This is a genomic window from Geodermatophilus sp. SYSU D00708 (assembly GCF_054050115.1).
The window spans coordinates 184,480-197,265 of record NZ_JBJGYS010000005.1 but is presented as its reverse complement, the minus strand read 5'-3'; the positions used below and the strand labels follow the sequence as shown (position 1 = coordinate 197,265).

Sequence of the window (12,786 nt, the reverse complement as noted above, 5' to 3'; positions counted from 1 at the left end):
CTGAACAAGGACCACCCTACCCCCCCCCCCGCGCAGGCTCGGCGCGGGACCCTCACGGGGGCCCGCTCCAGTACGACACCACGGGCCCCCCGCGCCCGGCCGGCAGCGGGGGCCCCTGTCGTTCGTGCGGACTACTGGGCGCGGCGGTCGGCGAAGTACTGGCGGGAGGCCGGCTGCCGGAGCAGGACGAAGACCCCCACGCCGGCGAGGATCAGCACGATCGACCAGATGCTGAAGCCGCCGCCGAACAGGGACACGACGAGCCCGAGCGCGGCCATGCCGGCGATCACCAGGCCGGCGACCTCGAGGACCCTGCTGCCCTTGCCCTTCAGCGCCAGGACGCCGCCCCAGATGTTGGCAACGGCGACGGCCAGGTACACGGTGCCGAAGGCCGCACTGGCTGCGCCCAGGACCCGGGTGGCCCCCAGGAGCAGCAGGGCGTACATCAGGACGTAGAAGGCCAGGACGAAGCCGATCCCGGCCGCGGCGAGCACCTGAGGGGGGCGCCGGCCCGGCGGGGTCCGGTCGGGATCGGTCACGGGGGAGTCCTCCTGAGAGAGCGGGAGCCCCTGTCCGCGCCGTCGGCGGCGCGGACAGGGGCCCAGGTGAGCGGCTCGGTCCGGCGGGTCAGCGCCCGCGGCGCGCCCGGTGCGCGGCGAAGAAGGCCGCGGCGGGCTTCATCGCCAGCAGGACCACGATCGCCAGCGCGGCCAGGAAGAACAGCAGGCTCATGACGACGCCGCCGGCGCCGCTGTTCCCGGTGTCGGCGAGGCTGCCGACGACGTTGATCGCGGTGAAGGCCAGCGCGATGGAGCCGCCGACCAGCAGCATCACCCGGCTGCGCCCGGTCAGGGCCCACACCGAGCCCCAGATCATGACGACGGTCCAGACCAGCGCCAGCAGGCCGAAGACCAGCGCGATGCCGGCCACGGCGCCCGCGACCTCCCCGAGCCCGGGGATCTCGGTGTCGCCGGCGGCGCCGCCGAAGAACGCGCCCGCGAAGATCAGGGCGAGGCTGATGAGGATGCCGATGGCACCGAAGACGAACCCGAGGACGGCCGCCGTGACGACGCCACCGGGCTTGGCGGGGACCGCCGACTGGCCGTACTGGCCGTACTGCTGGGCGTAGTTGCCCTGCTGGCCGTACTGCTCGGGGTACCCCTGCTGGCCGTAGGGCTGGGCCTGGCCGTAGGGCGACTGCCCGTACTGCTGGCCGTAGGACGGCGAGGGCTGCCCGTACTCCTGGCCGTAGGAGGGGGAGGGCTGCCCGTACTGCTGGCCGTAGGAGGGGGAGGACGACTGTCCGTACTGCTGTCCGTAGCCCTGCTGGCCGTACCCCTGCGAGCCGGCGTCCTGCCCGTGGCCGGGCTGGCCGTACTGCGGGGAACCGGCGTTCGAGCCGGGCTCGTTGTCGTGGGTGCTCATGGTCTCCTCCGTCGGCGCCGGCACTCGCCGACTCGTCCCGGCCAGGATGTCGGCCGGGGAGCGACGGGAGCAAGCACACTCCCCCCTCCGGCGGAGGTGTCGTGCCGCATCCGTGACGTGACGGTGCGTGCGGGAAGGGGCTGTCGAGGGGAGAGGAGGACCGGGTTCCCTAGGCTCTCTCCCTGTGACCACGCCTGCGCCCGTCGTCCTCATCGCCGAAGAACTCGCCCCCAGCGTGCTGCAGGTGCTCGGGAGCGAGGTGGAGATCCGTCACGTCGACGGCGCCGACCGCGCCGCGCTGCTGCCCGCGCTGGCCGAGGCCTCCGCCGTGATGATCCGCAGCGCCACGCAGATCGACGCCGAGGCGCTGGCCGCCGCACCCAACCTCAAGGTGGTCGCCCGGGCGGGCATCGGCCTGGACAACGTCGACGTCACGGCGGCCACCGAGCGTGGCGTCATGGTGGTCAACGCGCCGACCTCCAACATCGTCAGCGCCGCCGAGCACGCCGTGGCGCTGCTGCTGGCCGCCGCCCGGCACATCCCCGCCGCCGACGCGTCGCTGCGCGAGGGCACCTGGAAGCGGTCGAAGTTCACCGGCGTCGAGGTCACCGACAAGGTCGTCGGCGTCGTCGGCCTGGGCCGGATCGGCCAGCTGGTCGCCCAGCGGCTGGCGGCCTTCGGGGTCACGCTGATCGCCTACGACCCCTACATCCAGCCGGGCCGGGCCGCGCAGCTCGGCGTCCGGATGGTGTCGCTGGAGGAGCTGCTCCGCGAGGCGGACTTCATCACCATCCACCTGCCCAAGACGCCGGAGACCCTCGGCCTGATCGGCGCCGCGGAGCTGGCCACCACCAAGCGCGGGGTCATCATCGTCAACGCCGCCCGGGGCGGGCTGGTCGACGAGGCGGCCCTCGCCGACGCGCTGAAGTCCGGCCAGGTCGGCGCGGCGGGCATCGACGTCTACGCCACCGAGCCGTGCACCGACAGCCCCCTGTTCCAGCTGCCCAACACCGTGGTCACCCCGCACCTGGGCGCCTCGACCACGGAGGCGCAGGACAAGGCCGGCACGGCCGTGGCGCACTCGGTGCGGCTGGCGCTGCAGGGCGAGTTCGTGCCGGACGCGGTGAACGTCCAGGCCGGTGGCGTCGTCGCCGAGGACGTCCGGCCGGGCCTGCCTCTGGCCGAGAAGCTCGGCCGGGTCTTCACCGCCGTCGCCGGCGGGCTGGCCCAGTCGGTGAACGTCGAGGTGCGCGGCAAGATCGCCGAGTTCGACGTCTCGGTGGTGCAGCTGGCCGTGCTCAAGGGCGTGTTCTCCGACGTCGTCGAGGAGCAGGTCACCTACGTCAACGCCCCGCTGTTCGCCGAGCAGCGCGGCCTGGACGTCGCGATGACCAGCGACGTGGAGAGCCCCGACTACCGCAACCTGATCAGCGTCCGCGGCGCGATGGCCGACGGCACCGAGGTCACCGTCTCGGGCACGCTCTTCGGCAAGAACCAGGTGCCCAAGCTGGTCGAGATCAGCGGCTTCGACATGGACCTGGACCTGTCGGGCTACCTGCTGTTCTTCGTCTACTCCGACCGGCCGGGCGTCGTCGGCGCCATCGGCGCCGCGCTCGGCGAGGCCGGCATCAACATCGCCGGCGCGCAGGTCAGCCGCACCAACCGCGGCGGCGAGGCACTCATGGCCGTCACCGTCGACAGCCCGGTGCCCGCCGAGCTGCTCGGGGACATCGCGGGCCGGATCGGCGCGCGTGAGGCCCGCTCGGCGGACCTCACCCCCCGCTGACCTAGGGTCTGGTCCCATGCGCCTGGCAGTGATCCCTGGAGACGGCATCGGTCCGGAGGTGGTGGCCGAGGGCCTCAAGGTCCTCCGCGAGGTGGCCCCCGACGTGGAGACCACCCCCTACGACCTCGGTGCTGCGCGGTGGCAGCGGACCGGGGAGCTGCTGCCCGACAGCGTGCTCGACGAGCTCCGCCAGCACGACGCGATCCTGCTCGGTGCCATCGGCGACCCCGGCGTGCCCAGCGGCATCCTCGAGCGGGGGCTGCTGCTGCGCCTGCGCTTCGAGCTCGACCACCACGTCAACCTGCGACCGGCGCGGCTCTACGAGGGCGTCCGCAGCCCGCTGGCCGAGCCGGGCGAGATCGACATGCTCTGCGTCCGGGAGGGCACCGAGGGCCTCTACGCGGGCAACGGCGGCGTGATCCGCCGGGACACGCCCCAGGAGATCGCCACCGAGGTCAGCCTCAACACCGCCTTCGGTGTCGAGCGGGTCGTCCGGTACGCCTTCGAGCGGGCCGTCGCCCGGCCGCGCCGGCACCTGACCCTCATCCACAAGACCAACGTGCTCACCCACGCCGGCGGTCTCTGGTCGCGGACGGTGGAGGAGGTCTCGGCGGAGTTCCCCGAGGTCACCGTCGCCTACCAGCACGTCGACGCGGCGTCGATGTTCTTCATCACCGACCCGGGCCGCTACGACGTCATCGTCACCGACAACCTGTTCGGCGACATCGTCACCGACGTCGCCGCGGCGGTGACCGGCGGCATCGGGATGGCCGCCAGCGGCAACCTCGACACCTCCGGCACGCACCCGAGCATGTTCGAGCCGGTGCACGGCTCGGCGCCCGACATCGCCGGCCAGGGCATCGCCGACCCGACCGCCACCGTGCTGTCGGTGGGCCTGCTGCTCGAGCACCTGGGGCGCAGCGACCAGGCGAAGAAGGTCAACGCGGCCGTCGCCTTCGACCTGTCCACGCGCGACCGGCAGAGCACCCTGCGCACCGCCGAGGTCGGCGACCGGCTCGCGGCGCTCGCCGGCGGCTGAAGGACCCCGTCCTCCCCGCCCTTCGACGGCTGAGGGCGGTGCCCGGGACGGGCCCGGCGGCGGGACCCTGCAGAGGGTCCACCCTCGGTGGCCGGGCCTGTGCCCGGTCACCGAGGAACGGCGCACTTCCTGGGGCCGGGCACATGGTGCGGGTCCGGGTTCCCCGGCAGGATCGCGGCACGCTTGCGCGAGCCCGTCGCGAGGAGGCCGCCGTTGAAACCGCCGCCGTTCACCTACTCGGTCCCGACGACCGTCTCCGACGCCGTGGCGCTGCTCGTCGAGCACGCCGAGGAGGAGCCGCGGGTCCTCGCCGGGGGGCAGAGCCTGGTGCCGCTGATGAACTTCCGGCTGGCCCACCCCGGTCACCTCGTCGACCTGCGCCGCGTCGCGGGGCTGGACACGCTCCGCCTCGACGGTGAGGACCTCGTGGTCGGCGCCATGGTGCGGCAGGCCACCGCCGAGCGCAGTCCCGAGGTCGCGCTCGCCGTACCCATGCTCGCCGAGGCCCTCGGGCACGTGGCGCACCCGCCGGTGCGGCACAGCGGCACCGTCGTCGGCAGCATCGCGCACGCCGACCCGGCCGCCGAGCTGCCGGCGGTCGCGCTCGCCTTGGACGCCGAGATGACCGCCGTGGGGCCGCAGGGCGAACGGCGCATCCCCGCCGCCGAGTTCTTCCAGGGCCCGTTCACCACCGCGCTGGCCGCCGACGAGATCCTCACCGAGGTCCGCTTCCCGACCTCCCCCGGCGGGCACGCGTTCGTGGAGTTCGCCCGAACGCACGGGAACTTCGCCGTCGTCGGCGTGGCCGCCCTCGTCGCCGTCGCCGACAGGCGGGTCACCCGCGCCGCCCTCGCGGCCAGCGGCGTCGCGCCCACCCCCGTGCGGCTGACCGCCGCGGAGGCCGCGCTCGTGGGGACGGCGGGTGACGAGGCCGCCGTGGAGGCCGCGGTCGACGCGGGCACGTCCGGCCTGGACCCGGCCGGTGACGTGCACGCCAGCGCCGCGACCCGCATCGACGTCGCGCGGGCGTGCCTGCGCGAGGGGATCAGGCGCGCACTGGACCGAGCACGGGACCGGAGGTAGCCGGAGAGATGACCCAGCTGCAGGACATCACCCTCACCGTCAACGGACGCGACTACACCCTGGCGGTCGAGCCTCGCCGGCTGCTCGTCGACGTGCTGCGCGACGACCTCGGCCTGGTCGGGACGCACATCGGCTGCGAGCACGGCGTCTGCGGCACGTGCACCGTGCTCGTCGACGGCGCCAGCACCCGGTCCTGCACCACCCTGGCGGTCCAGGCCGACGGGCGGACGATCCGCACGGTGGAGGGGCTCAGCAACGGAGCGGGGCTGCACCCGCTGCAGGAGGCGTTCTGGGAGAAGCAGGGCCTGCAGTGCGGCTACTGCACCCCGGGCATGCTCATGCGGGCGCTGGAGATCCTGGAGGAGGACCCCGACCCGACGCCCGAAGGGGTGCGCGAGGGGATAGCCAGCAACCTGTGCCGCTGCACCGGCTACCAGTTCATCGTCGAGGCGGTGATGGCCGCGGCGCCGCGCGTGCGGCAGGCCGACGCCACCGCCCCCCAGCCCGCGACGGGAGCCCAGGCATGACCATCGTCGAGCGTCCCGCCCCACCGCCGGTCCGCACCCACAAGGCGGACCGCACGTGGGTCGGCAAGAGCATCCGCAAGGTCGAGGACCCCAAGTTCCTGCGCGGCCGCGGCGGCTACGTCGCCGACCTGGTCCGGCCGGGCACCCTGCACGCTGCGGTGCTGCGCAGCCCGATGGCGCACGCCCGGATCGTCTCGATCGACACCTCGGCCGCGGAGGCCGCCCCCGGTGTGCACCTGGTGCTCACCGGCGCGCAGGCCGCCGAGCTGACCGGCCCGCTGCCCGACTTCGGCCCCGACCCGACCAAGCACACGTGGCGCTGCCTGGCCGTGGACAAGGTCCGCTACGTCGGGGAGGGCGTGGCCGTCGTCGTCGCCGACAGCCGCTACCTGGCCGAGGACGCCCTCGAGCTGATCGAGGTCGAGTACGACCCGCTGCCCGCGGTGACCGACCCCGAGGCGGCGCTGCAGCCGGGTGCGGCGGTGGTGCACGAGGCGCTCGAGGGCAACTGCGCCTACGAGCGGCAGTTCACCTTCGGGGACGTCGACCGCGACTTCGCCGAGGCCGACGTCGTCGTCCGCGACCGGCTGCGCTGGCACCGCTCGGGCGGGCAGCCGCTGGAGACGGTCGGCGCGATCGCCGACTTCGACCCGGCGACCGGGAAGCTCACGGTGCACACCAACTCGCTGAGCTTCACCAGCTACATGTTCATGGCGGCCGGGGCGCTCGGGATCCCCATGAACAAGTTCGACGTCCACCAGGTGCCCGCCGGTGGCAGCTTCGGCTCGAAGCTGTTCGTCACCAAGCCGACGGTCATCGCCGGCATGTGCTCGCGCGCCCTGGGCCGGCCGGTCGTCTACCTGGAGGACCGCGTCGACAACATGTCGAACTGCGACCACCACGGCTCCGACCGGGTCTACGACGTCGAGTTGGCGCTCATGCGCGACGGGACGCTGCGCAGCATCAAGATCGACACCGTCGACGACTACGGGGCCTACATCCAGTTCGGCGTCGGCCACCACGGCAACGCCCTGGCCCAGGTCACCGGCCCGTACACCATCGGCAGCGTGCAGTACCGCGTGCGCGCGGCGATGACCAACAAGAACCAGCAGGGCGCCTACCGGGGCTTCGGCTCCGAGGTCAACAACTGGATGCTCGAGCAGATGGTCGACCTGGCCGCCCGGGAGATCGGGATGGACCCGGTCGAGATCCGGCGGCGCAACTTCATCCCGCCGGAGTCCTTCCCGTACTTCATCCCCAGCGGCAACGTCTACGACAGCGGCAACTACGCCGCCGTCCTCGACGAGGCCCTGCGGCTGGGGGAGTACGACCGCTGGCGGGCCGAGCAGGCCCGCGCCCGTGAGCAGGGGCGGTACATCGGCATCGGGGTGATCTCCGCGCAGGAGCGCAGCGTCTTCTCCGCGACCGAGTTCTGGTTCTGGTTCGACGAGCCCAACGCCCCGGTGACCAGCAGCCCGGAGAGCGTGACCCTGGGCGTGGACGCGACCGGCACGATCACCGCGACGCTGTACTCCTGCGCCTTCTGGGGCAACAGCCCGGAGACGATGGTCGCGCAACTGGTCGCCGAGGAGTTCGACTGCGACCCGCACGACGTCTCGATCATCTACCACGGCCTGTCGGGCGGGCTGCCGGCGACCGGCCCGGGTGGCTCGCGGACGACGGTGATGCTCGCCGGCGCCGTCGAGGGCGCCTCGGCCAAGATCAAGGCCAAGGCGCGGCGGGCCGCGGCGCACCTGATGGAGGTCGACCCCGACGACCTCGAGTGGGCCGACGGCGGCTTCCAGGTCAAGGGCGTGCCCGACCAGCGCAAGGGCCTCGACGAGGTCGCGGCCATGCTGCACATGTTCAAGCACAGCTTCCCCGAGGACCTGGAGTCGGGCCTGGAGGAGTCGAAGGTCTACGACCACCCCTACACGACGATGCCCGCGCAGGACCGCAGCGACCTCGGCGTCTTCTACCCGTTCATGGGCAACGCCTGCCACGTCCCCGTGGTGGAGGTCGACGCGGCCACCGGGGAGGTGCGGATCCTCGCCTACGCGGCGGTCCACGACTGCGGGACGCTGGTCAACCCGCGCTCGCTGGCCGGCCACATCGTGGGCGGGACCGCCCAGGGCATCGGCACCGCGCTGTACGAGGAGTTCATCTACGACGAGCAGGGGCAGCTGGTCACCAGCAGCTTCCTCGACTACTCGATCCCGACCGCCATGGAGGTGCCGGAGCTGCGGATCGGGCACGTCGAGACGCCGTCCCCGTACACCCCGCACGGCATCAAGGGCGGCGGTGAGGGCGGCCGGATGATGGCGCCGGCCGCGCTCAACGCGGCGGTCAACGACGCCCTCGCACCGCTCGGGGTGCGGGTGACCGAGCTGCCGATGACGCCCGACCGGCTGCGCGCGGCGATCCGGGCGGCGGCAGCGGGGGCGGTGCCCCGCCCCCGCTGACCGCGGTCAGCCGGCGGCCTCCTCCTCGACGGCCGCCGTCCGCAGCAGGTACCGCAGGATGAAGTCGTGCGACGTCGCCAGGTGCACGCGGGTCAGCTCGGCGACCTCCCGCGGGTCCCCGCGGCGCACCGCGGCCAGGATCTGCCGGTGTTCCTCGTGCAGGTGCTCGACGTCGCCGATGACGTCGAGGTGCAGGTACACGTAGCGGTCGGTCAGCCGGCGCAGCTGCTCGGTGAGGGCCACCATCCGCGGGCGGTCGGCCCGCTCGTAGACCAGCGCGTGGAAGCGCGCGTTGGCCTCCAGCCACTCGCCCGGGGTCATCTCGCCGGACTCCATCCGCTCGGCCAGCGCCGCCATCCGGGCCACCTCGGCACGGCCGACGTTGGGCACCGCGATTGCGGTGACCACCGGCTCGACGGCCTCCCGCAGCTCGTAGAGCTCCTGCAGCTCCGGGATGGACAGCCCGGTGACGACCGCCCCGGTGACCGCGAGGTCGACCAGGCCCTCGGTGGACAGCACGTGCAGCGCGTCGCGGACGGGGATGCGGCTGACCCCGTACTCGGCGGCGATGTCGGACTGGGACAGCACCGTCCCCGGGGGGATCGCGCCGGTGCGCAGCCGGTCGCGCAGCCCTCGCGCGACACGGCTGCCCGCTGACTCCTCGCTCATCGGCGACCTCCCTCGGCTTGGTCCGGCTCCCGGTCGGTCCATCGTGGCACCGCCGTCCGCCTCAGCTCTCGCCCCGGCGGAGTGAGCCGACCACCAGCCGGTCGACGCTCATGTCGAGGGCCGCGTCGTCGCCGACCGCGCCGAAGGCCCGCAGCATGTCCTTGATCTCGGCGTGCACGCGCGGGCTGCGCGTGCGCAGCGCGGCCACCCGGTCGTCGACGTCCTTGCGCAGCTCCTCGGGGGAGGCGACGACGGCGTTGAGCAGGCCGAGCTCCAGGGCGCGGGAGGCCGGCACCTGCTCGCCGGTCGCGGTCAGCCAGAACGCCTGCCGCTCGCCGACCTTGCGCGGCAGCCAGGCCAGCACCAGCGCGGGGGCCAGGCCGATGCCGACCTCCGGGAAGGAGAAGCGGGCGTCGGCCACGGCGACCGACACGTCGCAGGCCGCGACCACCCCGACGCCGAAGCCGGCGGCGTCGCCGTGCACCTCGGCGACGGTGACCAGCCGGGTCCGGCGGAACGCCCGCGTGGTGGCGGCCAGCGTCTCCGCCTCGCCCCGGACCACCCCCGGCGCGGCGTTGGTGCCGCCGCGCTCACGTCCCAGGCAGAACGCCTCGGCCGCCGAGCGGATGCGCAGCACGTGCGCGCCCTCGGGCGGGTCCGTCAGCAGCGCGGTCAGCTCGCGCAGGTCGGCCAGCGCCCAGAGGCCGTCGGGCCGGTCCAGCTCCGCGACGACGACGCCGTCGGTGACCGGCGAGACCGTCAGCCCGGCCATCAGTTCAGCCGTCCCGTCGCGCGGCCGCCGTACCAGTCGACGTCGTCGGGCGCGGTCCGGACGGTGATCGCGCGGACGTGGGTGAAGTCGTGGAAGGACTCCCAGCCGCCCTCGCGACCGGTGCCGCTCTCCTTCAGGCCGCCCCACGGCGAGGAGGGGTCGAGGCGGTGGTGGTCGTTGACCCAGACCATGCCCATCTCCAGCTGCTGCGCGACGCGGTGGGCGCGGGCGACGTCGCGGGTCCAGATCGCCGAGCCCAGCGCGAAGGGGGAGTCGTTGGCCAGCCGGATCGCCTCGTCTTCGTCGTCGAAGGGGATGACGACCACGACCGGCCCGAAGACCTCCTCCTGGGCGATCCGCATGTCGTTGCGGACGTCGGCCAGCACGGTCGGCTCGACGAAGAAGCCCCCGGGCAGGTCCGGCACGTCGGCGGGCCGGCCACCGGTGACCAGCCGGGCGCCCTCGGCGATCCCGCTCTCGACGTGCCGCAGGATGCGGGTCCGGGCCCGCTCGGAGATCACCGGGCCGAGCTGCGTCTCCGGCAGCGTCGGGTCGCCGATGCGGATCTGCCGCGCCTGGGTGGCGAGGCCCTCGACGACGTCGTCGTAGATGCCGCGCTGGACGAGGAGCCGGCTGCCGGCGATGCAGGTCTGGCCGGCGCCGATGAACCCGGCGAAGGCCGCGCCGCGGGCGGCGGTGTCGACCGGGGTGTCGTCGAAGACCAGCACGGGGGACTTGCCGCCGAGCTCGAGGGTCGCCTTGGCGAACCGTCCCGCGGTGGCCAGCGAGATCGCGCGACCCACCTCGGTCCCGCCGGTGAACACCACCTTCTTCACCAGCGGGTGCTCGGTCAGGGCCGCCCCGGCGGTGTGCCCGAGGCCGTTGATGACGTTGAGCACACCCGGGGGGATGCCCGCGGCCTCCGCGATGTCGGCCAGGAGCATCGCGGTGAGCGGGGTCTGCTCCGAGGGCTTGAGGACGACGCTGTTCCCGGTCGCCAGCGCGGGCGCGAGGCTCTTCGACGCGATCATCATCGGGTGGTTGAACGGCGCCAGGATACCGACCACGCCCAGCGGGAAGCGGCTGGTGTAGGCGTGGTAGTCGCCGCGCAGCGGGACCACCGCGTCCCGGTCGGCCAGCAGCAGCGCGGCGTTGTACCGGTACCACTCCGACAGGCGGGTGATCTGCGCCTTCGTCTCGGTGATCGGCCGGCCGTTGTTCATCGTCTCCAGCTTGTAGAGGTCCTCCATCCGGGCCTCGATGCCGTCGGCGAAGCGGTGCAGCAGCACGGCCCGGTCGTGGATCGGCATCTGGCTCCACACCCCGGAGCGGAACGTCTCGTCGGCCACCCGCACGGCGCGGTCGACGTCGGCGGCGTCGGCCGCGGCGACGGTGGCGAAGGCCTCGCCGGTGGCGGGGTTGACCACCTCGATCGGCTCGGCGCCGCCGGGGGAGAGCTCCCCGCCGATGCGCAGGCCGGTCGGCAGCGAGGCGACCGGCAGGTCCACGACGTCGGGGACGGGGCTCGACAGGGTCACGGGTGTCCTCCCGGGAGGGGGCGTATGCCGGAGGTGCACGGCTGTATACGGGCTGCGGGCGACCCTAGGGCGGTTCCGCGGCCCTGGCAAGGCTCAGGCCGTGGACGCACCCGGGCCGGGGAGGAAGCGACCGCAGCGGCCCCGGGCGGGGCGGCCCTCCTCGGCGACCAGCTCCCCGCGCAGCCAGGTCTGCACGACCCGCCCCTGCACCGCCCGGCCGTCGTAGGGCGTCCACCCGGCCTTGGACAGGACGTCGGCGTCGCGCAGCGTCCGCCGACCACCGGGGTCGACCAGCACGAGGTCGGCGTCGGCGCCGGGGGCGATCCGGCCCTTCCGGGGCCACAGGCCGTAGGTCCGGGCGGGCTGCTCGGCGTAGACGCGGGCGACGTCCTCGTAGGCCAGGTGGCCGCGGGCGACCGCGTCCAGGAGCAGCTGCATGGTGCTGTCCAGGCCGGGCAGGCCGAAGTGGACGTTCCAGATGTCGCCGGCGCGCTTCTGCTCGAGCGTGGACGGTGCGTGGTCGCTGGACATGTGGGTGAGCACCCCGGAGCGCAGCAGCCGCCACATCTCGGCCTCGTCGGCGTCGGTGCGGGCCCGGGCCGGCGGGGTGAACTTGCGCAGCGCGCCGGCGTCGAGCACCTCGTCCTCGCGGAGCAGGAAGTACTGCGGGCAGCCCTCCGCGGCCAGCCCCGCCCCGCGGGCCCGCTCGGCCGACAGGTACGCGGCGACCTCGGGGTTGCTGACGTGCGCGACCGTCGCCCGGGCCCCGGTGCGGCGCACGAGCAGCGCCGCGACGGCGGCGGCCACGAGCTCGGCGTCCCGGTTGCGCCACTCGGGCACCAACCCGCCGTCGGTGCGGCCCTCGGCCCGCAGCAGCGCCTCCGCCGCGCCGGTCAGCGACTCGTCCTCGCAGTGCAGCAGGCTGACCGCCCCCGCCCGGGCGGTCGCCTCCAGGTGCTCCTTGAGCCGGGCCGGGTCGTGGCCGGGCACGCCGTGGGTGGTGCAGGTGAAGACCTTGAAGAACGCCACGCCCGCCGCCCACAGCGCGCCGACCTCCCCGGCCGCCCCCGGCCAGGCGTGCGCGGCCAGCCCGAAGTCGACCTCGGACCGCTCGCGCAGGTACGCCGTCTTGTCGCGGAGGTCGTCGACGGTGCGGACCGGCGCCCCGTGGGTGTGCTCGACGATCGTGGTGACCCCCGCCGCGGCGGCGGCCGCAGTGCCGGTCGGGAAGTCCTCGCGCTCGGGGCTGCCGGGGTCCATCAGGTGCACGTGGGTGTCGATCCCGCCGGGCAGGACGACCAGGCCGGCGGCGTCCACCGTGCGCGCGGCGCTCGGCGCGTCCGCGGCGCCCGGCGGCCCGACGTGCACGACGACGCCGTCCCGCACGCCGACGTGCGCACGGCGACGGCCGGACGGCGTGACGACGGTGCCGCCCGCGACGAGCAGGTCCAGGTCGGGCATCAGCGGTCCTCTCGATCGGGGTGG

Annotated in this window: 11 protein-coding genes; 5 read left to right on the top strand and 6 right to left on the bottom strand. The window is 73.9% G+C overall.

What is annotated here, in order from left to right:
* Positions 1 to 131 precede the first annotated feature (131 nt).
* Together ACI79D_RS06990 and ACI79D_RS06985 are read right to left on the bottom strand one after the other, a co-directional pair.
* Complete coding sequence (locus ACI79D_RS06990) at positions 132 to 539, bottom strand: hypothetical protein (RefSeq protein ID WP_456917605.1); 408 nt, start codon at positions 537 to 539, stop codon at positions 132 to 134.
* An 88-nt stretch (positions 540 to 627) separates the two neighbouring features.
* On the bottom strand, positions 628 to 1,425 hold the full coding sequence (locus ACI79D_RS06985; RefSeq protein ID WP_456917604.1) for a hypothetical protein: 798 nt from the start codon (positions 1,423 to 1,425) through the stop codon (positions 628 to 630).
* A 184-nt stretch (positions 1,426 to 1,609) separates the two neighbouring features.
* Here ACI79D_RS06985 and serA point away from each other — a divergent pair, with 184 nt between their 5' ends.
* From serA to ACI79D_RS06960, 5 genes are all read left to right on the top strand, one after another.
* Entirely contained in the window at positions 1,610 to 3,211 is a 1,602-nt protein-coding gene (gene serA, locus ACI79D_RS06980) for a phosphoglycerate dehydrogenase (RefSeq protein WP_456917603.1), read from the top strand.
* Positions 3,212 to 3,227: 16 nt separating this feature from the next.
* Complete coding sequence (locus ACI79D_RS06975) at positions 3,228 to 4,250, top strand: 3-isopropylmalate dehydrogenase (protein ID WP_456917602.1); 1,023 nt, start codon at positions 3,228 to 3,230, stop codon at positions 4,248 to 4,250.
* A gap of 213 nt (positions 4,251 to 4,463) precedes the next feature.
* Positions 4,464 to 5,333, top strand: coding sequence for an FAD binding domain-containing protein (locus tag ACI79D_RS06970; RefSeq protein ID WP_456917601.1), 870 nt, complete (start codon positions 4,464 to 4,466; stop codon positions 5,331 to 5,333).
* Between the two features lie 8 nt (positions 5,334 to 5,341).
* Complete coding sequence (locus ACI79D_RS06965) at positions 5,342 to 5,860, top strand: (2Fe-2S)-binding protein (RefSeq protein ID WP_456917600.1); 519 nt, start codon at positions 5,342 to 5,344, stop codon at positions 5,858 to 5,860.
* Entirely contained in the window at positions 5,857 to 8,322 is a 2,466-nt protein-coding gene (locus ACI79D_RS06960; protein WP_456917599.1) for a xanthine dehydrogenase family protein molybdopterin-binding subunit, read from the top strand. The genes ACI79D_RS06965 and ACI79D_RS06960 overlap by 4 nt, the downstream gene beginning before the upstream one ends.
* A gap of 6 nt (positions 8,323 to 8,328) precedes the next feature.
* Here the strand turns inward: ACI79D_RS06960 and ACI79D_RS06955 are convergent, their stop codons facing one another.
* The 4 genes from ACI79D_RS06955 to ACI79D_RS06940 form a co-directional block, all read right to left on the bottom strand.
* A complete protein-coding gene (locus ACI79D_RS06955) occupies positions 8,329 to 8,991 on the bottom strand; it encodes a GntR family transcriptional regulator (protein WP_456917598.1) in 663 nt (220 codons plus the stop codon).
* 61 nt (positions 8,992 to 9,052) lie between these two features.
* Positions 9,053 to 9,763, bottom strand: a complete 711-nt coding sequence (locus ACI79D_RS06950) for an enoyl-CoA hydratase/isomerase family protein (protein ID WP_456917597.1) — start codon at positions 9,761 to 9,763, stop codon at positions 9,053 to 9,055.
* Positions 9,763 to 11,301, bottom strand: coding sequence for an aldehyde dehydrogenase (locus tag ACI79D_RS06945; RefSeq protein ID WP_456917596.1), 1,539 nt, complete (start codon positions 11,299 to 11,301; stop codon positions 9,763 to 9,765). The genes ACI79D_RS06950 and ACI79D_RS06945 overlap by 1 nt, the downstream gene beginning before the upstream one ends.
* 93 nt (positions 11,302 to 11,394) lie before the next feature.
* Positions 11,395 to 12,762 carry a dihydroorotase gene (locus ACI79D_RS06940; RefSeq protein ID WP_456917595.1) on the bottom strand — a complete coding sequence of 456 codons (1,368 nt, stop codon included), beginning with the start codon at positions 12,760 to 12,762 and terminating at the stop codon, positions 11,395 to 11,397.
* Positions 12,763 to 12,786 lie beyond the last annotated feature (24 nt).